The following is a 25,435-nucleotide window of genomic DNA, read 5'->3' as shown; positions in this document are numbered from 1 at the left end:
GTTGCAGACGGTGGAAAATCTGTTAAGTCGGTACCAGGCTTAGTCTGCCTGCAAAACGTGGGTTTGGATCACACGCTCCGACTCGACGTCGGACTTACGGGAGCATCACTATGACTGATATTGCGCAGTTGCTTGGCAAAGACGCCGACAGCCTCTTACAGCATCGTTGTATGACCATTCCAGCTGACCAGCTCTACCTGCCCGGGCACGACTACGTGGACCGCGTGATGGTGGACAACAACCGTCCGCCTGCCGTGCTGCGAAACATGCAGGCGCTCTATAACACCGGGCGACTGGGCGGCACCGGGTATCTCTCCATTCTGCCGGTAGACCAGGGCGTTGAGCACTCTGCGGGGGCATCCTTCGCGGCGAATCCGCTCTATTTCGATCCGAAGAACATTGTCGAACTGGCGATTGAAGCGGGCTGTAACTGCGTGGCATCGACCTACGGCGTGCTGGCCTCCGTCTCGCGTCGCTATGCCCACCGCATTCCGTTCCTCGTCAAACTGAACCATAACGAAACCCTGAGCTACCCAACGGAATATGACCAGACCCTGTACGCCAGCGTGGAGCAGGCATTCAATATGGGGGCGGTGGCAGTGGGAGCGACCATTTACTTTGGCTCTGAACAGTCTCGTCGTCAGATTGAAGAGATCTCTGCCGCCTTCGAGCGCGCGCACGAGTTGGGCATGGTGACGGTGCTATGGGCATACCTGCGAAACAACGCGTTCAAAAAAGACGGCGTGGACTACCACGTGTCAGCCGATCTGACCGGCCAGGCGAACCATCTGGCGGCGACCATCGGCGCGGATATCGTGAAGCAAAAAATGGCCGAAAATAACGGCGGCTATAAGGCGGTAAACTTCGGCTATACCGACGATCGCGTTTACAGCAAACTGACCAGCGATAACCCGATCGATCTCGTGCGCTACCAGCTGGCGAACTGCTATATGGGCCGCGCGGGGCTGATCAACTCCGGCGGGGCGGCAGGCGGTGATACTGACCTGTCAGACGCGGTGCGTACGGCGGTGATCAACAAACGCGCGGGCGGCATGGGGCTGATCCTGGGCCGTAAGGCATTTAAGAAAACCATGGCCGACGGCGTGAAGCTGATTAATGCGGTTCAGGACGTCTATCTGGACAGCAAGGTGACGATCGCTTAAGACATTATTTCTCCCTCTCCTTCCGGGAGAGGGCCGGGGTGAGGGCCTCAGGCCACTCAGCCGCTAATGCCGGGCGGCACGTTGTTTGCCCGGCCTACAGCCTGAATTAGCTTTCTATTTGAAATACTATTTCATTTCTCCAGAACTCCTCTCCCGATCCACCTCACACTTCCCCCTTCTTTTGTGAAAACTGTCACTCCTTCCCGTGCATATGCACAAAAAAAGGTCAGTGCTTAGCGGAATCTGTCTAAGGCAGCGGACGAATTTTGCGCTTAAAGTTAGTTTCGAAACGGCTTTTCAAAATTCGAATCGCGCTGAACCTCTGTCGTCTTAAGGACTGATAATGAAAATTGAATCTGTAAACGTCACCGTCTTCCAGTACCCGACGCGTCGGGTTTCCGACGCTGCCGGGCATTCGCATCCGGGGCCTGAGAGCATGGCTAAAATGGCGATGCTTTCTATTACGGCAGATGATGGCACCAAAGGGTATTCCTTCGCGCCGCCGGAAGTGGTGCGCCCCTTTGTGGTCAACACCTTCTTTCGCAAGGTGCTGGTCGGCCAGGACGCGTTCAACCGTGAGCGCATCTGGCAGGATCTGGCGCACTGGCAGCGCGGTAGCGCGCATCAGCTGACCGAGCGCGCGCTGGGCTTCGTCGAACAGGCGCTGTGGGATCTGATTGGCCGCAAGCTCAACATGCCGGTCTGGAAGCTGCTGGGCGGCTATCGCGACAAGGTCCCGGCCTACGGCAGCACCATGTGCGGTGACGATCTGCCGGGTGGCTTATCCACGCCGGAAGAGTACGCCAGCTTTGCCGAGACGCTGGTGTCGCGCGGGTACAAGGCCATCAAGCTGCATACCTGGATGCCGCCGGTCTCCTTTGCCCCCAACCCGAAGATGGACGTCAAAGCCTGCGCCGCCGTGCGTGAAGCGGTTGGCCCGGATATCGATCTCATGATCGACGGCTACCACTGGTACAGCCGCACCGAGGCGCTGTACATCGGCAAGGAGCTGGAAAAACTCAACTTCGCCTGGTTCGAAGAGCCGATGGAGGAGGAGAGCATGGCCTCCTACGCCTGGCTGGCGGAAAACCTGTCGATCCCGATTATCGGCCCGGAAAGCCTGGGCGGAAAACACCACAGCCGCGCGGACTGGATCAAAGCCGGGGCGTGCGACATCCTGCGCGCGGGCGCCAACGGCGTGGGCGGCATCTCTCCGACGCTGAAGGTGGCGAACCTGGCGGAAGCCTTCGGGATGGACTGCGAAGTACACGGCAACGGCGCGGCGAGCCTGGCGGTGATTGGCGCCATTAAAAACTGCCGTTGGTACGAGCGCGGCCTGCTGCACCCGTTCCTCGACTACGACAAACCGGCAGCGTACCTCAACAGCCTGGTCGACCCGATGGACGAGCACGGCATGGTCAGCCTGCCGAGCCGCCCAGGACTGGGCGAAGACATTAATTTTGCATATATCGAAGCCAATACCGTCAGCCACGACTGACAGATAAAAACGTACCCTACAGGCGATATATACATGAAACGATCTCCTTTAGCCGGGGCGTGCTTGCTCGCGCTCTCGCTGATGATGGGGAGCGGTGCGGCGGTCGCAAAAACGCCGCCCGACCAGCTCATCATCGGCATGAATATGAACAACCTCCTGACCCTCGACCCGGCGGCAATGACCGGTAACGAAGTGGTCTGCATTGTGGTCAATCTCTATGATTCGCTGGTGGAGCTGGATCCGAACGAACTCACCAACGTCAGGCCCGCGCTGGCAAAGTCATGGGATATTTCGCCGGACCGTCAAACCCTGACCTTCCATCTGCGCGATGACGTGAAGTTTCACTCCGGCAATCCGCTCACGGCGGAGGACGTGGTCTGGTCGATGCGCCGCCTGCTGCACCTCAACCTTGCGCAGGCGTCGGTGTGGAAATCCTACGGATTTTCAAAGAAAAACATCGATAGCCACATCAGCGCACCCGATGCGAACACGGTGCAGATTGTCCTGCCAAAGGCCAACGACCCGCAGCTGGTGATTTACTCCCTTGGCGCGCTCGGCAACCTCGGCGTGCTGGACAGCAAAACGGTGCAGCAGCATGCGGTCAACAACGACTGGGGCAACCGCTGGCTGACCACCAACGAAGCCGGTTCCGGCCCGTTTATGCTGGAGACCTGGCAGGCGAAGGACGTGCTGCGCATGCAGCGTAACCCGCACTACTGGCGCGACGCGCCGAAGATGAGCCGCGTGGTGCTGCGCCATTTCCAGGAGTCGCAAACCCTGCGTCTGATGATTGAAAAGGGTGACCTCGACATTGCCAACAATATGGCGGTGGCGGACATCAACGCCCTGCGTAAAGACCCCCAGCTCACCGTAGAAGCCGTGCAAAAAGGCACGGTCTACTACGTGGCGATGAGCATGAAGGAGGCCCATTTCGCTAACCCGAAGGTGCGCGAAGCGGTGCGCTACCTGATTGACTATCAGGGCATCAATAAAGCGCTCATGCCGGGCTACGGTGTGCTGCACCAGCGCCCCATCAAGGCGGGTATGCCATCAACGCTGCCGGACCCGGGCTATAAGCTCGATATCCCTCGTGCCAAAAAACTGCTGGCAGAGGCGGGTTATCCGGATGGATTTGATACGACCCTGAGGGTGCTGGCGGATCAGCCGTTCCTGAACATTGCCATTGCGGTGCAGTCAACGCTGATGCAGGCGGGGATTAACGCCAAAATCATCACCGGCACCGGGAACCAGATCTACGGCGCAATGCGCGAGCGCAGGTTCGACATGCTTGTCGGGCGCGGGGGCAGCGGGGTAGAGCCACATCCGCACTCCAGCCTGCGCGCGCTGGTCTATAACCCGGACAACAGTGACGAAGCCCGGCTGACCAATTTCCAGGGCTGGCGCACCAGTTTTTACGATAAGCCGCTCAACGAGATGATCGACAAGGCCCTGCTGGAGCGCGATCCGAAGAAACAGGTCGCCGACTACCAGCAGATCCAGGTGCGCTACGACGCGCTGATCCCGGCGATGATCCCCCTGTCGCAGATGGTGGATTCGGTGGTGGTGCGTAACGAGGTGAAGAACTTTCAGTCGCACCCGTCGGCCACGACCTTCCTGCGCGACGTCTACAAAACCGGAGGTGAAAAATGAGCGTGGCGATTTTCGCGCCCGGCTCCCGGGCCCGGCGCTTCTCAACGCGACTCACGCAGGTGCTGATAACGCTGTTCGGCCTGCTGCTGCTGACCTTTTTCATCGGCCGCGTGATGCCCGTCGACCCGGTGCTGGCGATTGTTGGCCCGGATGCCGACCACAGCACCTACCAGCAGGTCTATCACCAGCTGGGGTTCGATAAATCTCTGCTGACGCAGTTCGGCATTTACCTCAGTAACCTTCTGTACGGCGATCTGGGCAACGCGCTGCTGACGGGCAAACCGGTGACCGCCGATATCCTGCGCGTTTTCCCGGCGACGCTTGAGCTGGCGACGATGGCGATAATCGTCGGCGCGGGCTTAGGCATCCCGCTGGGGGTGCTTGCGGCGGCGCGTCGCAACAGCGTTTCCGACTACGTGGTGCGCATCATCAGCCTCGCGGGTTACTCCACGCCCATTTTCTGGGTCGGGATGATGGGGCTGCTGCTGTTTTACGCCTGGCTTGGCTGGGTGGGGGGCGCGGGACGTCTGGATCTCGGACTGGAGGGGGTAGTCCCACGCCGCACCGGACTGATGACGGTGGATGCGTTGCTGGCCGGGAACGGCGCGGTGTTCTGGAACGCCGTTAACCATCTGGTTTTACCGGCCTCGCTGCTCGGCTTCCACTCGCTGGCCTACATCAGCCGCATGACCCGCAGCTTTATGCTGGCGCAGCTGTCGCAGGAGTTCATCATCACCGCGCGAGTAAAAGGCTTAACCGAGCGTCAGGTGATCTGGAATCACGCGTTTCGCAATATCCTCGTACAGCTGCTGACGGTGGTGGCGCTGGCCTACGGCTCGCTGCTGGAAGGGGCGGTGCTGATTGAGACCGTCTTCTCCTGGCCGGGCTTCGGCTCGTACCTCACCGGCAGCCTGCTGCTCGGGGACATGAACGCGGTCATGGGCTGCGTGCTGCTGGTGGGGGTTATCTTCGTGATGCTCAACCTGCTCTCCGACATGCTGTATCAACTCTTTGACCCGAGGACGAAATCATGACCGTTTCTCTGGATACGCCGCTGGGGGCGGGGCCGTCCGAACGCCGCCAGCGTATCAAGCGTACGCTGGGCCGCGCCGCCGGTTTTGTCGGCAAGATGGCGCGCAACCCGCTCACCGCCATCGGCGGCGGGATTATCCTGCTGCTGCTGATTGTGGCGGCTTTTGCACCGCTGATCGCGCCATACAATCCGCTGGTACAGGACCTGAATAACGCGCTGGTCGCCCCGAACGCGCAGCACTGGTTTGGCACCGACGAGTTTGGCCGCGACATCTTCAGTCGCCTGGTGTACGGCTCGCGCATCACGCTCTATATCGTGCTGCTGGTCTCCGTGACCGTCGGCCCGCTGGGGCTGCTGCTGGGGGTGACCGCAGGTTATTTCGGCGGCAAGGTGGATGCCGTGCTGATGCGCGTGACCGATATCTTTATCTCCTTCCCGAGCCTGGTGCTGGCGCTGGCGTTTGTGGCGGCGCTGGGACCGGGGCTGGAGCACGTCGTCATTGCCATTACGCTTACCGCCTGGCCGCCGATAGCCCGTCTGGCGCGTGCCGAAACGCTCTCCCTGCGTCAGGCCGATTTTATCTCCGCCGTGCGTCTGCAGGGGGCGTCATCGGTGCGCGTGCTGTCGCGCCACATCGTGCCGCTGTGCCTGCCGTCGGTGATTATCCGTATCACCATGAACATGGCGGGGATCATTCTCACCGCTGCCGGATTGGGCTTTCTCGGCCTCGGCGCACAGCCGCCGGAGCCGGAGTGGGGGGCGATGATCTCCAGCGGTCGCACCTACATGATGGAGTGCTGGTGGGTAGTGACTATTCCGGGACTGGCGATCCTGATTAACAGCCTGGCGTTCAACTTCTTAGGAGATGGCCTACGTGACATCCTCGATCCTCGCAGCGAATAACCCCTTGCTCGACGTGCGCGATCTCCACGTCGATTTCATCAACGGCGGCGCGGTGACCCACGCGGTGCGCGGCGTCTCTTTCCAGCTCGGACGCGAAAAGCTGGCGATTGTCGGCGAGTCCGGCTCCGGCAAATCCACCGTCGGGCGGTCGCTGCTGCGCCTGCATCCGGCCAAAGCGCAAATCAGCGCTTCGCGGATGCAGTTTGGCGACGTCGATTTACACTCTGTCAGCGAGGCGCAGATGCGTGGCATTCGCGGCAAGCGTATCTCGATGATCATGCAGGACCCGAAGTACTCGCTTAACCCGGTGGTTTGCGTGGGCGATCAAATTGCCGAAGCCTGGCTGACCCATCATCCGGGGCGCAAGGCGGAAGCGAAAGCCAAAGTGCTGGAAATGCTTGACGTGGTGCGCATTCGCCAGCCCGGGCGGGTGTATCACCTCTATCCGCACGAGATTTCCGGCGGGCAGGGGCAGCGCATCATGATCGCCATGATGCTGATCACCGACCCGGAGCTGGTGATTGCCGACGAACCGACCTCGGCGCTGGACGTGTCGGTGCGTTTACAGGTGCTCGGCCTGCTCGACGACCTGGTGCAGTCCCGCGGGCTCGGGCTGATCTTTATCAGCCACGACATCAACCTGGTGCGCAGCTTCTGCGACCGGGTGCTGGTGATGTACGCCGGGCGCGTGGTGGAGTCGATTGCCGCGAAGGATCTGCACAACGCGAAGCATCCGTACACGCAGGGTTTAATCAGCGCGCTGCCTGAAATCAACCATCGCCGTCCGACGCTACCGGTATTACAGCGTCAGGACAGCTGGCTCACCGAGTAAGGAGCAGAGATGATCGAGATTAACCACCTCAACCTGGCGTTCGGCGAAGGCGAGAAGCGCAATCAGGTACTGGACGATGTGAATATCAGCGTGAAAGAGGGTGAGATTTATGGCCTGGTGGGGGAGTCCGGTTCGGGCAAAACCACGGTGCTGAAATGTCTGGCCGGGCTGTTTACCCACTGGGACGGTGAGCTGGCGATTGGCGGCAGGCCGTTGGAAAAGCGCATCAGCCGGGAACGGTGCCGTCGGGTGCAGATGGTGTTTCAGGACCCGTACGGCTCGCTGCATCCGCGCCACACTATCGGGGATATTCTGGAGGAGCCGCTGCAGATCCACGGCATAAAAGACCGCGACAGACGTATTCATACGTTGCTGGATAAGGTGGGGTTAAACCGGGCCTTTCGCGACCGTTATCCGCACCAGCTTTCCGGCGGCCAGCGCCAGCGGGTGGCGATTGCCAGAGCGCTGATTCTGGAGCCGCAGGTGCTGCTGCTGGATGAGCCGACCTCGGCGCTGGACGTCTCCGTGCAGGCAGAAATCCTCAACCTGCTGGCGGAGCTTCAGCGTGAGTCAAATTTGACCTACCTGATGGTAACGCACGATCTGGGCGTGATTGCCCACCTGTGCCAGAAGGTGGCGGTGATGCAGTACGGCAAAATCCTCGAAAGCCTGACCGTCGACGCGCTGGTGGCCGGACAGGCCAAAACCGACTATACGCGGATGCTGGTCAATGCCAGCCAGCAGTATTCCCGCGAGATGGCGCGAGAGGTGGCGGTGTATTAAGGGGGGCGGTCTGGTGCCCTCACCCCGGCCCTCTCCCACTGTACGGTCCGGGGACATGGTAGACAGGTGTTCGGGGACATGGTGAACACTTTTTAACATCCTTTACCCATGGTGATCGACTTTTTCTTCAGGTCGATCACCCCCACTTTCGTGCTGTACCACCACACCTCGTAGCTGCCGTCTTCCTGCGTCTCCTTCAGCCCGACCCGTTCTCCCCTGAACGCCTTGCCTGCGCTCAGACTTACCCCTTTCACGCTCAGCTTTCCGCTGATATCCACTTTCCTGACCATCACGCCCTCGTCGTATTCCGGGGGCGTGGTGTTGCCGCTGTATTGTCGTGCAGACGGCTTATACCGCGAGCCCGGTACCGCCATATCCAGCGCCTCATGCGGGCGTTCAAGGTTGTACACCGTCCGCCAGTGGTCGAAGGCGCGCTGCAGTTCACCCTCGCTCGCGAACCACTTGCCCTGCAGCACTTCCGCCTTCAGGCTGCGGTGAAAACGCTCCAGCTTGCCCTGCGTCTGCGGATGATAAGGCCGGGAATGCCCCACCCGGATACCGTGGCGCATCAGCCACAGCTCCAGCGCCGTCCAGGTGCCGGTGGTGTCTCCCCACGGTGAGCCGTTGTCCATCGTCATCCGGTCCGGCAGGCCGTAACGTTCAAACACGCTGACCAGTTGCTGCTGCACGGTCTCGCGCCGTTCATCGGTACAGTGCGCCAGGCACAGGGAAAAACGGGAATGGTCGTCCAGGAGGGTGAGCGGATGGCAGCGGCCACCGCCAAAGGGAAAGTGGCCCTTAAAGTCCATCTGCCAGAGGCGGTTCGGCGCGTCGTGTTCGAAGCGTCCCGTGGCGGGAATGCCCGGTGAAGTGCCCGGCAGCAGGCCGTGACGGGCCATCAGGTTATGGACGGTGCTGAAGGCGGGCATGGTGTGCCCCTGGTCTTCGAGCCAGCGCTTTATCTTGCGTGCGCCCCAGCGTTGATGGCGGTCATGGGCCATACGCAGCAGGGCAGTGATGTCGTCAGATGAGCGGTTCGGGGAATGGTGCGGTATGCGCGGGCGGTCCTGAAGGCCGGCGGCCCCTTCCTCCGCCCAGCGGCGAAGCCACTTGTAGCCGGTGGCCGGTGAAATGCCGAAGCGACGGCAGAGGGAACGGATGTTCGCCCCGTCCTGCGAGGCGAACAAAACAAACTCGGTACGTAATGACATGGTATCTCTCGCATCCCAGGGCATAAGCGACTCCATAAACGGGTTCTTATGCCTTAGTTGTAAGTGTCTACCATGTCCCCGAACAAGTGTTCACTATGTCCCCGGACCGTACACCCACAGGGAGAGGGAGAATGGCATCCCCGACAAAACCTCAGCGCAAAAGTGCGCAGTCCGGCGGCAAACGGCACTGCAGCGCACCGGGTAACACCTCAATGCGAAACTGCGTCCCGCTCAGCGGTTCTCCGTCGAGGTTAAAGGTCATCCCGTGTGGGGCATTCACTTCAAACCATGCCGATTTCCCGGCGATGATATTTGGACTCTCTTCCGGTTGCGTCAGCGTGGTGAACAGCGCAGGCAGCAGGCCGTCACCGGTGAAAATACGCAGCTGGAGCTGGCCGTCGTTGATCAACGCTTCCGGGCAAAGCTGTTGTCCGCCGCCCGCCTGACGCCCGTTGCCGATGCCAATCACCAGCGCGTCGCCCTGCCAGTGGAAGTTCTCACCGTGGATTTCACAGCGGTCGGGCTTCAGCGTGTCCATGCGCATCAGGCCGTGGATCAGGTATGACACGCCGCCCAGCGCCGCCTTTAGCTTTTCCGGCGTTTCGCTGGTAATGCGCGTACCGAAGCCGCCCGTTGCCATATTGATAAAGCAGGTTTTATCATTCACCTGCGCAATGTCTACGGCGGTCGCTTTACCCAGAATTGCCAGCTGTAGCGCTTTCCCGAAGTCTTCTGGGATCCCGGCACTGGTGGCAAAATCATTAGCCGTGCCAAGCGGCAAAATCCCCATCACCGGGCGGTCTGTCGTCGACAGGTCGATAAGCGCGGAGGCGATCTCATTGATGGTTCCATCTCCGCCGCCGGAAATAATGGTTTTGACGCCCAGTCGGATGCCTTCATCGATGTACCGTGCCGCGTCGCCTTTTTCAAACGTCACCCGCACGTGAATGCGCGCACCGTCTTCCCGTAATTCGGTAATGGCCTGGCGAAGCACATCGTTGCCCGCACTTTTGCCGTTGAGAATCAATAAACTGTCTGGATAGGTTGCCATCCGCGCTGCTCCCTTTTTTAGCGTTAGTTAGAGTGTATAGCAGAGAGGAAAAAAGCGGGTAAGAACAGGATGAAAGGGACAAAAAAGGCAAGAAAGCGCGTTACAATTCAGCGATGAGATTCATGTAATCACAGAAAAGCGATGATAAATAAAATTCTGGTAAGCGCATGTTTGATGGGCTTCAAAGTCCGTTATAACGGTAGTGAAAAATCCCGAATGAACGCGCAACTCGCACGTTGGCAACAGGAAGAACGTTTGGTTATCCACTGTCCAGAGCTTGCTGCCGGATTGCCTGTACCCCGTCCACCGGCAGAGATTATCTCTGCTGACGGTAAAGACGTGATGCATGGGCAAGCCAGGATAATCGAAAATACGGGGCTGGATGTGACTGAGCAATACCAGCTTGCAGCCTGGCTCGCGCTGCGTACCGCTCTGGAATCGGGCTGTAGCGCCGCGTTGTTAACTGACGGCAGCCCAACGTGCGGCAGCCAGGTTATTTATGACGGTTCTTTCAGCGGTATACGCAAGACGGGCATGGGGGTTGCGGCATCGCTGCTCGCAGAACATGGCATCGCGGTGTTTTCAGAGGAGCAAATCGCCGAACTTATCGCCTGGATTGAGGGAAGAGAAGGCAAAAAATAAGCCCACGTAAGGGAGATTACGCGGGCTAAGGAGGTGGTTCCTGGTACAGCTAGCATTTATGGGTTATGTTTTTCAGCGCTGGGGATAATACCCGTATTGAACGAAGCGGTATGTGATCCGATTCTAAGAATTATCCCGATATGAAAAAATCCCGCTGATTGACTATTTGCTGTGCGGATTACGGGTGTTTTCACCTTCAAAATTACGCATCAGCAGTGCGAACTCCAGCTCGACCTCTTCAGGAACCGGCAGCCAGACGACGTGTCCGTCGCCCGGCGCGACGTCAATCGCTTCACCCTTTTTGTTTTCCAGATGCTCCAGACGGAAGTTCATGTTGCCCTGCGGGGTCATGAGCTCCAGGCTGTCGCCTTTGGTGAATTTGTTTTTCACCGCCACGGCCGCCAGCGCGCCTTTGCGCTCGCCGGTGAAATCGCCGACAAACTGCTGGCGCTCAGAAATGGAGTAGCCGTGCTCGTAGTTCTGATAATCATCGTGGGTATGACGGCGCAGGAAGCCTTCGGTGTAGCCGCGATGCGCCAGACCTTCCAGCGTCTCCAGCAGGGTGGTATCGAAAGGTTTACCGGCAGCGGCATCGTCGATAGCCTTGCGGTACACCTGCGCGGTACGCGCGCAGTAGTAGTAGGACTTAGTGCGGCCTTCGATTTTCAGGGAGTGCACGCCCATCTGGGTCAGACGCTCGACGTGCGCGATGGCGCGCAGGTCTTTGGAGTTCATGATGTAGGTGCCGTGTTCGTCTTCAAAGGCGGTCATGTACTCGCCCGGACGCTTGGCTTCTTCAATCATAAACACACTGTCGGTTGGCGCGCCGACGCCCAGCGTTGGCTCAACGTTGGTCACCGGGATCGGCTCGTGCTTGTGTACGATGTTGCCGATGTCATCCTCTTTGCCTTCCTGGACGTTATATTCCCAGCGGCAGGCGTTGGTGCAAGTGCCCTGGTTCGGGTCGCGCTTGTTGATATAGCCAGACAGCAGGCAGCGGCCGGAGTAGGCCATGCACAGCGCACCGTGGACGAAAATCTCGATTTCCATATCCGGCACCTGGGTGCGGATCTCTTCGATCTCTTCGAGGGAAAGCTCGCGAGACAGAATGACGCGGGTTAGCCCCATCTGCTTCCAGAACTTCACCGTCGCCCAGTTGACGGCGTTGGCCTGCACAGAGAGGTGAATATCCATCTCCGGGAAGTGCTCCCGAACCAGCATGATTAAACCCGGGTCCGACATGATCAGCGCGTCCGGCCCCATCTCCACGACCGGCTTTAGATCGCGGATGAACGTTTTCAGCTTGGCGTTGTGCGGCGCGATGTTCACCACCACGTAGAATTTTTTGCCCAGGGCATGCGCTTCGTTGATGCCGAGCTGCAGGTTCTCGTGGTTGAATTCGTTGTTGCGCACGCGCAGCGAGTAGCGCGGCTGACCCGCGTATACCGCATCGGCACCATAGGCGAAAGCGTAACGCATATTTTGCAGCGTTCCCGCCGGGGAAAGGAGTTCCGGTTTAAACATGATTTTTCTCGTTCTGATGACAGGTCAGATCCGCGTGCACCTGGTGCAGCGGTAAGGGGAGATCCCACACTTTAAGGGCGGGCATTGTAGCGCTGTGGGGCAGGGAGGTAAAGCGCCGGGTCGCGTCACCGCGCTCCCGGCGTGCTTCGTGCTGTCAGGTGTTGTCTTTTACCGTCTGGGCAGACCCGTTGGTTTTGACCGAGACTATGCCCTTATCACGCGATTGTTCCGTTGCATAAAGCTGGCTGCTGCCAATCACCTGATGGTTGCCCGCCTTTAGATTGAAATGGAACTTCCCGTTCGAGGCCGTTTTCTTATCAAAGCGCTCGTCCAGGGGGCTGTTTGTGCGTACGGAAGCAATGCCGTTTTCAGCCGCGCTTTTGCTGGTATAAAGCTCGCTGGTGAGAATGATCTCACCGTTGCCAGCTTTCAGCACAAACCTGAACTGACCATCACTGCTTTTACTTAATTCGAACCAACCAGACATAGGTACTCCTTTATCGAAGGTAAAATTATCAGCACCAGTTATAAATAAGCGAACCGGTAAAAAGAGTATGGTTGATTCATGGATTGATTCCAGAAAAGAAAAACCCGCCAGAGGCGGGTTTCAGAGGGGATATGTTACACAATCCTGCAGGCATCCGCTTCCCAGCGATACCCCACGCCATACACCGCGCGAATGAACGACTGGTCGGCATCCAGCGCCTCCAGCTTGCGGCGCAGGTTTTTAATATGGCTGTCGATGGTGCGGTCGGTCACGACGCGGTAGTCGTCATACAGGTGGTTCAGCAGCTGTTCGCGGGAGAACACTTTTCCCGGCTCGTGGGAGAGGGTTTTCAGCAGGCGGAATTCCGCAGGCGTCAGGTCCAGCAGCTTGCTGCGCCAGCTTGCCTGGAAGCGGCTTTCGTCGACAATCAGCGGGCTTTCGGCGTCGAGCACCTGAAGCTCGCGCTGCGGCTTGCAGCGGCGCAGAATGGTTTTCACGCGGGCGACCACTTCACGCGGGCTGTAAGGTTTGCAGATATAATCGTCCGCGCCTATTTCAAGTCCCAGCAGGCGGTCGATTTCTTCTATTTTGGCGGTCACCATCACGATGGGCACGTCGGAGAAACGACGAATTTCGCGGCACAGGGTCAGGCCGTCAGTACCCGGCAGCATCAGGTCAAGCAGGATCAGGTCCGGCGGCGTCTGCCGTACGTAGGGCAACACCCGATCGCCATGGTTAATCAGCGACGGGGCATAGCTTGCCGCGCGTAAATAGTCGATCAGTAACTGCCCAAGCTTAGGCTCGTCTTCCACAATCAAAATGCGTGGCGTGTTTTCGTCAATCGGTAACTCGGTCATGCTTCTCTCGATAAATCCCGTTCCAGAGGTAACTCTACTGTAATGCTAACCCCGCCAAAAGGCGAATGGGCGGCGCGGAGGGTGCCGTTGTGGGCTTCGACGATGTTGACGCAAATCGCCAGCCCCAGCCCGGAGCCGCCGCTGGCGCGGTTACGCGATCCTTCAGTACGATAAAACCGCTCAAACAGTCTCTCCAGCTGCGCATCCTGCACGCCGGGGGCGGAATCCGCGAAGGTGAGGGCGAAGCGTCCGTTTTCCTGCCTGCCGGAAATATGCAGCCCGCCGCCGCTGTCGGTGTAGCGCAGGCTGTTTTCCAGCAGGTTGTTGAACAGCTGCATCAGTCTGTCTTTATCGCCAAACACCACCGCGCTGTCCGGCAGGGAGAGATCGATTTTCAGGTTGCGGCTGGCAAAGCGCTCGCGGAAGGCGCCGCTGATCACTTCCAGAATGTTAATCACGTCGACCGGCGCTTTCTGGTAGGCCAGCGCGCCTTCGTCGGACATGGAGAGCTGATGCAGGTCGTCCACCAGCTTGGTCAGCGTACCCACTTCCGCCTGCAGCGAGGCCACGGATTCGGGCGTAAACTGACGCACGCCGTCCTGAATCGCCTCCAGCTCGCCGCGCAGCACCGCCAGCGGGGTGCGCAGCTCGTGGGAAATATCGGCCATAAAGTCGCGGCGCATCTGCTGGTTCTTCTCCAGCGTGCTGGCGAGCTGGTTAAAGTCCTGCGCCAGCTTGCCCAGTTCGTCCTGGCTGCGGGTGTCGACGCGGGTGGTAAAGTCCCCGGCGGCCAGCCTGTGCGTGCCTTCCACCAGCCGTTTCACCGGGGCGAGCAGACCGCGCGCCAGCGGGAAGGTGGCGAGCGCGGCGAGCAGCGTCGACAGGGCGACAATCAGCCAGCTGGTCTGACGCTGCTGGCGGTCAAAGTTAATATCGGTATTGCGCGTCAGGCGTTCCACCGGCGAGGCGATCACCCAGCCCACCGTGGCGCCGTTAGCGGTGATGGCGCGCCGCGTGCCGTCCGGCGGTATCGGTGCGCGCGGCCCAACCAGCGTGCGCATGTCCTGGTCTATCACCCAAAACTGGGTGCGCCAGCCGTGTGGCGGCATGCCCGGGCCCGGGCGGTCGTCGTCATTATCGTGCTCCAGCGAGCGCAGGATCTGGAAGATAAATCGGTCATTATTGCGCAGGAACCGCCAGTTGCCGTGCTGCGTATACTGCTCGCCCAGCGCATCGCTTAACCCCTGAAGGCGCTGTTCGTTGCCGTGCTTGATGTAGTCAATAAACCCGCGCTCAAAGCTGACCCGCACCGCCCAGTGCATGGTGATCAGCAGGACGATACAGGTGGCAAAAATCGCCACAAAGAGTTTGCCGGTAATACCCGGACGCCAGAATTTCATGGTGCACTCCTTTTGCCGCGTCGGATCACGACGTTCTTTGTGGTGTCATTCGGGACTCTGGCGAAGATGACGGCGGGCAAGGCGATAATCACCGCCATGCTGAGATAGGTATATAAAAAGACCTGATGCGCAACGGGCGTGTCCACGCTGAGATGGTGCTGCCCGTACATGCCGAGCAGCAAGCCCGCAATGGTCACGCCGACGCTCATGGAAAGCTGCATGACCATCGACAGCAGGCTGTTGCCGCTGCTCGCCAGCTCGTCCGGCAGATCTTTCAGCGTCAGGGTGTTCATCGACGAGAAGCGCATGGAGTTGATGATCCCCTGGCAAAACAGCACCAGCGGCAGGACGTAATACCAGCCCATCAGCGCCACGGCCATAAACAACAGGCTTACCAGCGCCAGCCCCAGCGTGGCGGCGACCAGCACGTGGCGGTAGCCAAAGCGGTTCACCACCTGCACCACGATACGCTTCATCCCCATGCTGCCGAGCACCATCGGGATCATCATCAGGCCCGCGTGGAACGGCGAAAAACCCATGCCAATTTGCAGAAACACGGGCGTCATAAACGGCAGCATCCCGCTGCCAATACGCCCGGCAAAGCTGCCGAACAGACCAAGACGGTAGGTGGGGTTTTTAAACAAATTCAGGCTGAACAGCGCCTTGTCATTCTCGCGAGCATGCCACAGATACCACAGAATGGCGGTGATGCCGATAACGACCAGCATCCCCAGCGTCAGGGACGAAATACCCAGCCCCTTTTGCCCGTCGAGCGCCAGCGTGAGCGTGGCCATGCCCGCCGCCAGCAGGATAAAGCCGAAGAAATCAAAGCGCCGCGTCTGCATTTTGTAGTTCGGCATCAGCGTCAGAGTGGCGATGGCGCCGATGATGCCCACCGGCAGGTTGATTAAGAAAATCCAGTGCCAGGAGGCGTACTCCACCAGAATCCCACCCAGCGCCGGGCCCAGCAGCGGCCCCACCTGACCGGGTAACGTCACAAAGGTCATCGCCGCCATATACTGCTCGCGCGGCACAATCTTCATCACCGTTAGCCGCCCGACCGGCACCATCATCGCGCCACCGACGCCCTGCAGTACCCGCGCCATCACCAACTGGTCGAGGGTGTTGGCCTGGGCGCAAAACAGCGATCCGGTGGTAAACAGCACGATGGCGGTAAAAAAGATATTGCGCACGCCCACTTTGTCCGCCAGCCAGCCGCTGGCAGGCAGCATGACCGCTACCGTCAGCACGTAGGAGACAATCACCATATGCATGTGCAGCGGGCTCTCACCCAGGCTTTTCGCCATTGAGGGGAGGGCCGTATTAACGATGGTCGTATCCAGCGACTGCATAAAGAAGCCGAATGCGACTATCCACAGCTGCCAGCGAACGTTATTGGGGAGGTCGGTCATTTACTCGGTCACCGTGGTTCTCTTTTTACGTGAAAAGCGCAGCCGCAGGCGGTCAAAGAACAGATAGACAACCGGCGTGGTGTACAGCGTCAGCAGCTGGCTCATTACCAGCCCGCCGACAATGGTGATCCCCAGCGGCTGGCGCAGCTCAGAGCCGTCGCCGCCCGAAATCACCAGCGGCAGCGCGCCAAACAGCGCCGCCAGGGTGGTCATCATGATCGGACGAAAACGCAGCAGGCAGGCCTGGAAGATCGCCTCCTCCGGCGACAGGTTGCCGTTGCGCTGGGCGTCCAGCGCGAAGTCGACCATCATGATGGCGTTTTTCTTCACAATACCGATTAACAGCATAATCCCGATGAGCGCGATGAGGCTGAACGGCGCGCCGAACAGCTCCAGCGCCAGCAGTGCCCCCACGCCCGCCGATGGTAGCGTCGAGAGAATGGTCAGCGGGTGAACGTAGCTCTCATACAGAACGCCCAGCACAATATAAACCGTAGCAATCGCCGCCAGAATCAAAATCACCTGCGAGTTCATCGTCTCCTGGAACACCTGCGCCGTGCCGGCAAAGCTGCCGCGCACGGTGGACGGTACGCCAAGCTGCGTCATGGCGCGGTTGATAGCATCGCTGGCCTCTGAGAGCGACGAGCCGGTTGGCAGGTTAAACGAAATGGTCGAGGCCGCCGAAAGGCCCTGATGGTTAACCGACAGCGGCGCATTTGACGGCTGCCAGCTGGCGAAGTACGACAGCGGGATGGCCTTGCCGTCGCTGTTGATGACAAACATCTTGTCCAGCGCGCTGATGTCCTGGGTGTAGCGCGGGTCAACCTCCATCACCACCTTGTACTGATTCATCGGCTGATAGATGGTAGAAATCTCGCGCTGACCAAAAGCGTTGTTCAGCAGGCTGTTAGCCGCTGCCACGTCAATGCCCAGCCGCGACATGGTTTCGCGGTCGTAGGTGAGGGCCATCTCCGCGCCGTTGTCCTGCTGATCCGAGTTGACGTCCGCCAGCGCCGGCAGGGCGGCCAGCGCTTTACGGATCTTCGGCTCCCACTCGCGCAGGGCGGCTAAATCATCCGAGAGCAGAGTGTACTGATAGCTGGCGTTGGCCTGACGACCGCCGACGCGGATATCCTGAACGGCCATCAAAAACAGGTTCGCGCCCGGCTCTTTGGCGAGCTTCACGCGCAGGCGGTCAATCACCTGCTGCGCGGTAAGATTTCGCTCGTCGCGGGGCTTGAGGGTAATAAACATCATCCCGCTGTTGACGCGCGACCCGCCGGTAAAGCCGGTGACGTTATCTACCGCCGGGTCTTCACGAATGATCTTCATAAAGTCCTGCAGCTTGCCGCGCATTGCCTGGAACGAAATGCTCTGGTCGGCCTGAATACCGCCCATCAGCACCCCGGTATCCTGCTCCGGGAAGAAGGTTTTCGGGATGGTGATATACATCCAGACGTTCAGGCCAATGGTGGCGATAAGCACCAGCCCGACCAGCCGCGTATGGTTTAGCACCCACTTCAGCGAAGTACCATAGCCTTCCTGCATCGCCATCAGGACACGACCAAAGGCTTTACGGCGCGGCTGGGTGTGGGGCTTGCTGCGCTTGAGCATCCAGCCGCACATCATCGGCGTGAGCGTGAGCGAGATAACCAGTGAGATACCTATCGCCACGGAGAGCGTGACGGCAAACTCGCGCAGTAATCTGCCCGGCAGCCCGCCCATCAGCAGCAGCGGCAGGAACACCGCCACCAGCGACAGGCTCATGGAGAGCACGGTAAAACCGACCTCGCGCGTCCCTTGCAGCGCCGCCTGCAGCGGCTTCGCGCCCGCTTCCAGATGGCGGGAGATATTCTCCAGCACCACGATGGCGTCATCCACCACGAAGCCGGTGGCAATCGTCAGCGCCATCAGCGACAGGTTGTTAAGGCTAAAGCCGCACAGGTACATGGCGGCAAAGGTGCCAATCAGCGAGACCGGCACCGCCACCGCCGGGATCAGCGTCGCGCGGCCTGAGCGCAGGAACAGGAACACCACCAGGATCACCAGCGCCACGGAGATGATCAGCGTTTGCTCCACCTCTTCAAGCGAGGCGCGAATGGTCGGGGAGCGATCCTGCGCAATCTGCAGATCGATGGCCGCCGGAATGGTCTCCTGCAGCTCCGGCAAGCGCTCGCGGATGCTGTTGACCGTCTGGATGATGTTGGCTTCCGGCAGCTTGCGGATCATCAGCAGGATCGCCGGTTTGGCGTTGGTCATCCCGGCGTTACGCACGTCCTGCACCGAATCGGTGACGCTGGCAACGTCGCTTAAGCGCACCGCCGCGCCGTTGTTGTAGTGAATAATCAGCGGCTGGTATTCCGCGGCGGTTTTCAGCTCGTCATTGGTCTGGAGCTGCCAGCGGTGGCTACCGTCCTCAATCGCCCCCTGCGGTTTGCGCACGTTGGCATTGCTGATGGCGGAACGCACGTCGTCCAGCGACACGCCCTGATTAAACAGCGCCTGCGGGTTCAGCCCCACGCGCACGGCGGGCAGGGAGCTTCCGCCGACGTCAACGTCACCCACGCCGTCAATCTGGGCGATGGTCTGCGCCAGTTGCGTAGAGGCGAAGTCGTACAGTTGACCCTGCGAGTAGGTGTCCGAGGTGAGCGTCAGGATCATGATCGGCGCGTCGGACGGGTTGGCTTTACGATAGGTCGGTCGGCTCGGCATGCCGCTCGGGAGCAGGCTTTGTGCGGCGTTGATCGCCGCCTGCACGTCGCGGGCGGCACCGTTAATATCCCGGTCGAAGCTGAATTCCAGAATAATGCGCGTGCTGCCCAGCGAGCTGCTGGAGGTCATCTCGTTGACCCCTGCAATGCGCCCGAGCGAACGCTCCAGCGGCGTGGCGACCGACGAGGCCATGGTTTCCGGCGACGCGCCGGGCAGCGAGGCGCTGACCATGATCACCGGGAAATCCACCTGCGGCAGCGGGGCCACCGGCAGCAGCCGGAAGCCGAGCACACCGCACAGGGTGATGGCGACGGAGAGTAAAATTGTCGCCACCGGGCGGTAAATGAAGAGGGCGAAAAACTTCACTTACGCCTCCTCTTCACGTTTCGGGAAGCGGCTTTTCGCCCACAGCGCCAGGCGGTCAAACAGCAGGTAGATCACCGGCGTGGTAAAGAGCGTCAGCACCTGGCTGACCAGCAGACCGCCAACCATGCCGATCCCCAGCGGGCGGCGCAGCTCAGCACCGACGCCGGTGCTGAGCATCAGCGGCAGCGCGCCCAGCAGGGCGGCGAGGGTCGTCATCAGGATCGGACGAAAACGCAGCAGGCAGGCCTGGAAGATGGCATCGCGTGGCGACATTCCCTGCTCGCGCTCGGCGGCCAGGGCGAAGTCGATCATCATGATGGCGTTTTTCTTCACAATACCGATAAGCAGGATAATGCCGATGATGGCAATGACGTCCAGCTCGCTGCCCGCCAGCATCAGCGCCAGCAGCGCCCCCACGCCTGCGGTCGGCAGGGTAGAGAGGATGGTGATCGGGTGAATAAAGCTCTCATAAAGCACGCCGAGCACGATGTACATCGCGACCACCGCGGCGACAATCAGCCAGACGGTGTTGCCCAGCGCGGCCTGGAACGCCAGCGTGCTCCCCTGGAACTGGGTCTGAATATCGGACGGGAAGCTGAGTTCTTTTTCGGCGCTCAGAATGGACTCTACCGCTTCGCCCAGCGAGTATCCGTCCGGCACGTTAAAGGAAATGGTGGTGGACGGGAACTGATCCAGGTGGTTGATCGACAGCGGGGTATAGCGCTCCTCCACGCTGGCAATGGCGCTTAACGGCACGATACCGCCGTCTTTACTGGTCAGGCGCACCGAGTCCAGCGCGGCGAGGCCCGGCGTGTTATCCGTGTTGTGCTCCAGCACCACGCGATACTGGTTCGCCTGGGTGTAGATGGTGGAAATCAGGCGCTGACCAAAGGCGTTATACAGGGCGTTGTCCACGTCCGCCATGGTAATGCCCAGACGGCTGGCGGTGTCGCGGTTGACGTTCACGTACGCCGCCAGCCCTTTATCCTGCCAGTCGCTGCTGACGTCCGCGAGCTGCGGCAGCGCGTTCAGTTTTTCCACCAGCTGCGGCACCCAGGTGCTGAGGGCATCCAGCGTGGTCGCCTGTAGGGTGAACTGATACTGCGTGCGGCTGACCTGGGTATCAATGGTTAAATCCTGAATGGGCTGCAGGTAAAGCGCAATGCCTGGCACCCGCGCGACGGCGTTTTGCAGACGCTCAATGACGGCGTTAACGCGGTCGTCGCGGTCATCCAGGGGCTTGAGGTTGATCTGCAGGCGCGCGCTGTTGAGCGACGGATTGGTACCATCCACCCCCACGTAGGCGGTCAGGCTCTCCACCGCCGGGTCCTTCATAATGATTTCAGAGACCTGCTGCTGGCGCTGCGCCATATTGGCGAATGAGACCGACTGCGGGGCCTGAAGCGTACCCTGAATAATGCCGTTGTCCTGGATCGGGAAGAAGCCTTTCGGAATAAAAATCCACAGCATCACGCTGAGCGCCAGGGTACCCAGCGCCACGCCGAGCGTTGCCCACGGATGGTTCAGGACTTTCGCCAGCACGCGACCGTAAGCGGCAATAACGCACTCGAACATGCGCTCGGAGGCGCGTGAGAAGCGGTTTTGTTTGCGCAGCGACGCGTGGCTCAGCATGCGGGCGCACATCATCGGCGTCAGGGTCAGCGAGACCACGGCGGAGATCAAAATGGCGACCGCCAGCGTCACGGCAAACTCGCGGAACAGACGTCCGACGATATCGCCCATAAACAGCAGCGGGATCAGCACCGCAATCAGCGAGAAGGTCAGCGAGATAATGGTAAAGCCGATTTCGCCCGCGCCCTTCAGCGCGGCGGCTAAGGGCTTCTCACCTTTTTCGATATAGCGCGAAATGTTCTCGATAACGACGATGGCGTCATCCACCACGAACCCGGTGGCGATAGTGAGCGCCATCAGCGTCAGGTTGTTGATCGAAAAATCGAGGAACACCATCACCGCAAAGGTCCCGACCAGCGAGAGCGGCACGGCGACGGCGGGGATAATGGTTGCCGGGACGTTGCGCAGGAACAGATAGATGATCATGACGACCAGCGCAATCGCCAGCATTAGCTCAAACTGGGTGTCGGTAACCGACGCGCGAATGTTGGTGGTGCGGTCGGAAAGGACCTTCACGCTGACCGATTTCGGCAGGCTTTCGATCAGCTGCGGCAGCATGGTGCGAATGCTGTCGGCGGTGTCGATGATGTTCGCGCCAGGCTGGCGCTGCACGTTCATCACGATCGCCTGCTGCTTATTGGCCCACGCCCCCAGCCAGCTGTTTTCCGCCCCTTGCTCTACGGTCGCCACGTCGCCCAGACGGATCGGCGCACCGTTCTGGTAGGCCACAATGAGCTGACGGTATTCATCGGCAGACTGCATCTGGTCGTTGGCGGAAAGCGTCACGGCGCGGGTTGGGCCGTCCAGCGAGCCTTTCGCCGAGTTGACGTTAGCATTGCTGATGGCGGTGCGGATGGTTTCGCTGGTCAGGCCCAGCGCGGCAATGGCCTGCGCGTTCAGCTTCACGCGAACGGCCGGGCGCTGGCCGCCTGCCAGCGTAACGAGGCCCACACCCGAGACCTGCGAAATTTTCTGCGCCACGCGTGTTTCAACCATGTCTTCCACCTGCGTCATCGGCATGGCGGAGGAGGTGACGGCGAGCGTCATGATCGGCGGATCCGCCGGGTTCACCTTGCTGTAGACCGGCGGGTTAGGCAGGTCAGACGGCAGCAGGTTGGTGGCGGCGTTGATGGCGGCCTGTACCTCCTGCTCGGCGACGTCCAGCGAGAGCGTCAGCTGGAACTGCAGCGTCACGACGGATGCCCCACCGGAGCTTTGCGAGGACATCTGCTTCAGGCCAGACATCTGCCCAAACTGGCGCTCCAGCGGTGCGGTAATGGCGGACGTCACCACGTCCGGGCTCGCACCCGGATAGAGCGTTACCACCTGGATGGTGGGATAATCCACTTCCGGCAGCGCCGACACGGGCAAGAAGCGGTAGCCGATAATCCCGGCCAGCAGGATCGCCACCATCAACAGCGTGGTGGCGACAGGTCGCAAAATAAACAGGCGTGAAGGCCCACCTGTAGAGCCTGGTGGCATCACCTGCATCAGGCTTTCGCTCCCTGTTTCGCCGGTTCAACCACTTCCACTTTCGCACCTTCGGTCAGGCGGTCGATGCCGTCTGTCACCACGCGGTCGCCAGCGGAAAGCCCGGCGGCGATCACCACCGTCTGGCTGTCCTGAATCCCGGTTTTCACCAGATGTTTACTGACTTTATTGTCGCTGTTCAGTACCCAGACGAAGTTACCTTCGTTACCCATCTGCAGCGCAGCCGTTGGGATCACCACCGCGTTCTCTTCGGTCGCGACCAGCATTCGCGCATTGACGAACTGGTTCGGGAAGAGGGCATCGTCCTGGTTGTTAAAGCGCGCCTTCAGCTTGATGGTGCCGGTCGTTGTGTCGATCTGGTTATCCAGGCTGAGCAGAGTACCTTCGCTCAGCTTCTGCTTGTTGGTGCGGTCCCAGGCTTCCACGACCAGCCCCTTTCCGGCTTTTTGCGCCTGCACCACGGTGGCAATTTCGCTTTCCGGCAGGGTAAAGACCAAATCGATAGGGTGAGTCTGGGTGATGACTACGATGCCCGTGGTGTCGCCGCTGGAGATCTGGTTGCCGATATCGACCTGTTTCAGGCCCACGCGTCCGTCAATCGGCGCGGTAATGCGGCTCCAGTCCAGCTGCAGCTGTGCGCTGGCGACGGCGGCTTCGTCGGCTTTGAGGGTGCCCTGCGTTTCGCTGACCAGCGACTGCTGGGTGTCCAGCTCCTGACGTGACACGAGGTTGGTTTTCACCAGCTGCTGGTAGCGCGCTAAATCGCGGCGAGCGTTGGCGAGGGTAGCTTTGTCTTTCGCGAGCTGGCCCTGCGCCTGGGCGAGGGCAACCTTGAACTGGCTCGGGTCGATTTCCGCCAGTAAATCACCCGCTTTGACCTGCTGTCCTTCCTGGAAGTGAATGGCCTGAAGCTGGCCGTCGACGCGGCTGCGCACCGTCACGGTGTTGGCGGCAGTAATGGTCCCGAGGCCGGTAAGATAGCGAGGAACGGCCTTGTTCACCGCCGTTGCCGCCTGTACCGGTGCCAGCGCACCGCCGCGCATTCCGCGACGACCTCCGGCGGCTGGGCCCTGCGACGCGCTTGTGGCACCGGCGGGTGCCGGGGCGTTAGCGGATTGGCTGTGCCAGTACCAGGCGGCGGCAAGGACCACCACAATGATGCCAGCGGCGATTGCCCAGCGGGATTTGTTACTGCCTTTCATCGTTATACGTTCTCATCCTGAAACACTTCGGGGAATGATACTAGTTTAGTCAGCTAACACAGCGGAAAAATGGAGGAAATATGGAAGACTGTCAGGAATGGTCTGAGTGTGGCGATCTTTTTAGCCGGGTGGCGCTTTGCTTACCCGGCCTACGGTTCGAGGATTTTGTAGGCCGGGTAAGGCGAAGCCGCCACCCGGCACAGCAGCACTACCTAAACATCACCTGCGCCCAGCGGGCCAGACCGGCGGTAACGGAGCCAAAGTCATCGCCGCCTGCAATCGGAATGCCCGGCAGCTGTTCCGCCAGCGCTTTCTTGAGCAGCGGTGAACGGGCGCTACCGCCGGTCAGGTAGATAACGTCCGGCTTCTCTTTGCCGTTTTCCAGCGCCAGCTGCACCTGTTCCAGAATGCGCTGCAGCGGCTGAGCAAGTGCGGTTTCCAGCCCGTCCTGCGAAATTGCTGTAGCCAGATCGTCACTGATAAACGGCAGCGAGACCGCATGTTCTGCGCGGTCGGAAAGCGCAATTTTACTCTCTTCCGCAGTACGTACCACGCGGTAGCTCAGGCGCTGACGCCACACCTTATACAGCAGCGCGACCTTGTCGGCGTCCTGCGCGTCGCGCACCAGGTCGTTCAGGAAGCGGCCGTTCGCGGTGCTGTAAAAATCACTTTGCGCAGGCACGTCGTTAATGGCAATCGCGTTCCACCACGGCAGGATCGGCAGGGCGATGCCTTTTTCTGTTTGGCCGCCCATGCCGAGCAGCGGCATCAGGCTCTTGAATGCCAGCGCGATATCAAGATCGTTACCGCCTACGCGGCAGCCGCTGTGCCCCAGCAGGCTGTTTTCACGATCGCGACGGTTATGCCACTCTGGCCCCATCAGCAGCAGCGAGCAGTCCGTGGTACCCCCGCCGATATCCACGACTAATACGCGTTTTTCTTCCGTCAGCGTGGCTTCAAAATCCAGCCCGGCGGCAACGGGCTCGTACTGGAACACCACGTCGCGGAAGCCCGCGCGGTGCGCCGCACGCTCAAGGATCCCCTGCGCCTGCTGGTTGGCCTCGTCGCCGCCCAGCCCCTGGAAGTTAATCGGGCGACCAATCACCGCCTGGGTGATGGCATTCGGCACCTGGGTCTGCGCCTGATGACGGATGTGCAGCATCATAGCGCACACCAGATCTTCAAACATCGCCACCTGCTGCGGCTTCAGGCCGCTGGCACCCAGGAAGGATTTCGGTGATTTGACGAAGTAAACCTCTTCCGGATCTTCAATATAGTGACCGAGCGAGGAGAGGCCGAACTGCACGCTGGACGGCGTAACGTCGATATCTTCTTCACGGTTAAAGCTGACCGCACGGCGCAGCAGCGCCTGGGTTTCCGCTGCGGTAGCGGGAACCTGGTGATGGCGGAACAGCCATTCGCTGACCGCTTCGCGCGTTGGCGCGCAGAGCATTGACGGCAGCAGCGTGCTCTCTTTCTCCATTTTCAGGAGCTGCGGCTGTCCGTTTTGCATAATCGCAACCGAGCAGTTTGCCGTACCGTAGTCGAATCCAATAAACACGATAAATCCCCATGCCAGTGAGAAG

Annotated in this window: 19 protein-coding genes; 8 read left to right on the top strand and 11 right to left on the bottom strand. The window is 60.0% G+C overall.

Annotated features, from left to right (window positions below; genetic code table 11):
• The first annotated feature begins 110 nt into the window (after window positions 1–110).
• The 7 genes from fbaB to ACOQH0_RS15070 all read left to right on the top strand — a co-directional run bounded on the left by fbaB (window position 111) and on the right by ACOQH0_RS15070 (window position 7,862).
• Window positions 111–1,163 carry a class I fructose-bisphosphate aldolase gene (gene fbaB / locus ACOQH0_RS15100; protein ID WP_421510742.1) on the top strand — a complete coding sequence of 351 codons (1,053 nt, stop codon included), beginning with the start codon at window positions 111–113 and terminating at the stop codon, window positions 1,161–1,163.
• 343 nt (window positions 1,164–1,506) lie between these two features.
• Window positions 1,507–2,661 carry a mandelate racemase family protein gene (locus ACOQH0_RS15095; RefSeq protein ID WP_421510741.1) on the top strand — a complete coding sequence of 385 codons (1,155 nt, stop codon included), beginning with the start codon at window positions 1,507–1,509 and terminating at the stop codon, window positions 2,659–2,661.
• A gap of 33 nt (window positions 2,662–2,694) precedes the next feature.
• Window positions 2,695–4,311 (top strand): ABC transporter substrate-binding protein, encoded by a 1,617-nt coding sequence (locus ACOQH0_RS15090; protein ID WP_421510740.1) that lies wholly within the window; start codon window positions 2,695–2,697, stop codon window positions 4,309–4,311.
• Window positions 4,308–5,345, top strand: coding sequence for an ABC transporter permease (locus tag ACOQH0_RS15085; protein WP_421510739.1), 1,038 nt, complete (start codon window positions 4,308–4,310; stop codon window positions 5,343–5,345). The genes ACOQH0_RS15090 and ACOQH0_RS15085 overlap by 4 nt, the downstream gene beginning before the upstream one ends.
• Complete coding sequence (locus tag ACOQH0_RS15080) at window positions 5,342–6,247, top strand: ABC transporter permease (RefSeq protein WP_421510738.1); 906 nt, start codon at window positions 5,342–5,344, stop codon at window positions 6,245–6,247. The genes ACOQH0_RS15085 and ACOQH0_RS15080 overlap by 4 nt, the downstream gene beginning before the upstream one ends.
• The gene (locus tag ACOQH0_RS15075; RefSeq protein ID WP_421510737.1) at window positions 6,219–7,079 is read left to right on the top strand and encodes an ABC transporter ATP-binding protein; all 861 of its coding nucleotides are present in this window, start codon (window positions 6,219–6,221) and stop codon (window positions 7,077–7,079) included. Before ACOQH0_RS15080 ends, ACOQH0_RS15075 begins: the two co-directional genes overlap by 29 nt.
• Window positions 7,080–7,088: 9 nt before the next feature.
• Window positions 7,089–7,862 (top strand): ABC transporter ATP-binding protein, encoded by a 774-nt coding sequence (locus ACOQH0_RS15070; protein ID WP_120157853.1) that lies wholly within the window; start codon window positions 7,089–7,091, stop codon window positions 7,860–7,862.
• 92 nt (window positions 7,863–7,954) lie between these two features.
• On the opposite strand, the gene ACOQH0_RS15065 is transcribed toward ACOQH0_RS15070, so the two are convergent.
• Both ACOQH0_RS15065 and yegS read right to left on the bottom strand, forming a co-directional pair.
• Window positions 7,955–9,097 carry an IS481 family transposase gene (locus tag ACOQH0_RS15065; protein ID WP_421510610.1) on the bottom strand — a complete coding sequence of 381 codons (1,143 nt, stop codon included), beginning with the start codon at window positions 9,095–9,097 and terminating at the stop codon, window positions 7,955–7,957.
• A gap of 127 nt (window positions 9,098–9,224) precedes the next feature.
• Window positions 9,225–10,124, bottom strand: a complete 900-nt coding sequence (gene yegS, locus ACOQH0_RS15060; RefSeq protein ID WP_010433703.1) for a lipid kinase YegS — start codon at window positions 10,122–10,124, stop codon at window positions 9,225–9,227.
• A gap of 141 nt (window positions 10,125–10,265) precedes the next feature.
• Here yegS and ACOQH0_RS15055 point away from each other — a divergent pair, with 141 nt between their 5' ends.
• Entirely contained in the window at window positions 10,266–10,766 is a 501-nt protein-coding gene (locus tag ACOQH0_RS15055) for a DUF523 domain-containing protein (RefSeq protein ID WP_421510736.1), read from the top strand.
• 162 nt (window positions 10,767–10,928) lie between these two features.
• Here ACOQH0_RS15055 and yegQ read toward each other — a convergent pair whose 3' ends face one another.
• The 9 genes from yegQ to yegD form a co-directional block, all read right to left on the bottom strand.
• A complete protein-coding gene (gene yegQ / locus ACOQH0_RS15050) occupies window positions 10,929–12,290 on the bottom strand; it encodes a tRNA 5-hydroxyuridine modification protein YegQ (protein WP_010433709.1) in 1,362 nt (453 codons plus the stop codon).
• A gap of 154 nt (window positions 12,291–12,444) precedes the next feature.
• Window positions 12,445–12,777 carry a YegP family protein gene (locus ACOQH0_RS15045; protein WP_421510735.1) on the bottom strand — a complete coding sequence of 111 codons (333 nt, stop codon included), beginning with the start codon at window positions 12,775–12,777 and terminating at the stop codon, window positions 12,445–12,447.
• 134 nt (window positions 12,778–12,911) lie between these two features.
• Entirely contained in the window at window positions 12,912–13,634 is a 723-nt protein-coding gene (baeR, locus tag ACOQH0_RS15040) for a two-component system response regulator BaeR (protein ID WP_010433713.1), read from the bottom strand.
• Window positions 13,631–15,034: a two-component system sensor histidine kinase BaeS gene (gene baeS / locus ACOQH0_RS15035; protein ID WP_089599856.1), complete on the bottom strand. Its 1,404-nt coding sequence runs from the start codon at window positions 15,032–15,034 to the stop codon at window positions 13,631–13,633. Before baeS ends, baeR begins: the two co-directional genes overlap by 4 nt.
• Window positions 15,031–16,446, bottom strand: coding sequence for an MFS transporter (locus ACOQH0_RS15030; RefSeq protein WP_120157856.1), 1,416 nt, complete (start codon window positions 16,444–16,446; stop codon window positions 15,031–15,033). The genes baeS and ACOQH0_RS15030 overlap by 4 nt, the downstream gene beginning before the upstream one ends.
• Window positions 16,447–19,524: a multidrug efflux RND transporter permease subunit MdtC gene (gene mdtC, locus ACOQH0_RS15025; protein WP_421510734.1), complete on the bottom strand. Its 3,078-nt coding sequence runs from the start codon at window positions 19,522–19,524 to the stop codon at window positions 16,447–16,449.
• Window positions 19,525–22,647, bottom strand: a complete 3,123-nt coding sequence (locus tag ACOQH0_RS15020) for an MdtB/MuxB family multidrug efflux RND transporter permease subunit (RefSeq protein ID WP_421510733.1) — start codon at window positions 22,645–22,647, stop codon at window positions 19,525–19,527. It abuts the gene before it with no gap.
• Window positions 22,647–23,849, bottom strand: a complete 1,203-nt coding sequence (locus ACOQH0_RS15015) for an MdtA/MuxA family multidrug efflux RND transporter periplasmic adaptor subunit (RefSeq protein WP_108416552.1) — start codon at window positions 23,847–23,849, stop codon at window positions 22,647–22,649. The genes ACOQH0_RS15020 and ACOQH0_RS15015 overlap by 1 nt, the downstream gene beginning before the upstream one ends.
• A gap of 208 nt (window positions 23,850–24,057) precedes the next feature.
• Window positions 24,058–25,410, bottom strand: coding sequence for a molecular chaperone (yegD, locus tag ACOQH0_RS15010; RefSeq protein WP_421510732.1), 1,353 nt, complete (start codon window positions 25,408–25,410; stop codon window positions 24,058–24,060).
• Between the last annotated feature and the right edge of the window lie 25 nt (window positions 25,411–25,435).

Origin of the sequence: Enterobacter sp. JS8-1, from assembly GCF_049187015.1 — a bacterium.
Classification (GTDB): Bacteria; Pseudomonadota; Gammaproteobacteria; order Enterobacterales; family Enterobacteriaceae; genus Enterobacter; species Enterobacter mori.
Note: the sequence above shows the minus strand (reverse complement) of the source record. Positions and strands in the feature narration are given on the sequence as shown.

Coding starts and splice junctions, on each gene's coding strand:
- ACOQH0_RS15090 (WP_421510740.1), top strand. CDS start 2,695: ATGAAACGATCTCCTTTAGCCGGGGCGTGCTTGCTCGCGCTCTCGCTG.
- ACOQH0_RS15080 (WP_421510738.1), top strand. CDS start 5,342: ATGACCGTTTCTCTGGATACGCCGCTGGGGGCGGGGCCGTCCGAACGC.
- ACOQH0_RS15045 (WP_421510735.1), bottom strand. CDS start 12,777: ATGTCTGGTTGGTTCGAATTAAGTAAAAGCAGTGATGGTCAGTTCAGG.
- ACOQH0_RS15015 (WP_108416552.1), bottom strand. CDS start 23,849: ATGAAAGGCAGTAACAAATCCCGCTGGGCAATCGCCGCTGGCATCATT.
- yegS (WP_010433703.1), bottom strand. CDS start 10,124: ATGGCAACCTATCCAGACAGTTTATTGATTCTCAACGGCAAAAGTGCG.
- baeS (WP_089599856.1), bottom strand. CDS start 15,034: ATGAAATTCTGGCGTCCGGGTATTACCGGCAAACTCTTTGTGGCGATT.
- ACOQH0_RS15065 (WP_421510610.1), bottom strand. CDS start 9,097: ATGCCCTGGGATGCGAGAGATACCATGTCATTACGTACCGAGTTTGTT.
- ACOQH0_RS15095 (WP_421510741.1), top strand. CDS start 1,507: ATGAAAATTGAATCTGTAAACGTCACCGTCTTCCAGTACCCGACGCGT.
- ACOQH0_RS15055 (WP_421510736.1), top strand. CDS start 10,266: ATGATAAATAAAATTCTGGTAAGCGCATGTTTGATGGGCTTCAAAGTC.
- baeR (WP_010433713.1), bottom strand. CDS start 13,634: ATGACCGAGTTACCGATTGACGAAAACACGCCACGCATTTTGATTGTG.
- ACOQH0_RS15020 (WP_421510733.1), bottom strand. CDS start 22,647: ATGCAGGTGATGCCACCAGGCTCTACAGGTGGGCCTTCACGCCTGTTT.
- ACOQH0_RS15030 (WP_120157856.1), bottom strand. CDS start 16,446: ATGACCGACCTCCCCAATAACGTTCGCTGGCAGCTGTGGATAGTCGCA.
- ACOQH0_RS15070 (WP_120157853.1), top strand. CDS start 7,089: ATGATCGAGATTAACCACCTCAACCTGGCGTTCGGCGAAGGCGAGAAG.
- fbaB (WP_421510742.1), top strand. CDS start 111: ATGACTGATATTGCGCAGTTGCTTGGCAAAGACGCCGACAGCCTCTTA.
- ACOQH0_RS15085 (WP_421510739.1), top strand. CDS start 4,308: ATGAGCGTGGCGATTTTCGCGCCCGGCTCCCGGGCCCGGCGCTTCTCA.
- yegQ (WP_010433709.1), bottom strand. CDS start 12,290: ATGTTTAAACCGGAACTCCTTTCCCCGGCGGGAACGCTGCAAAATATG.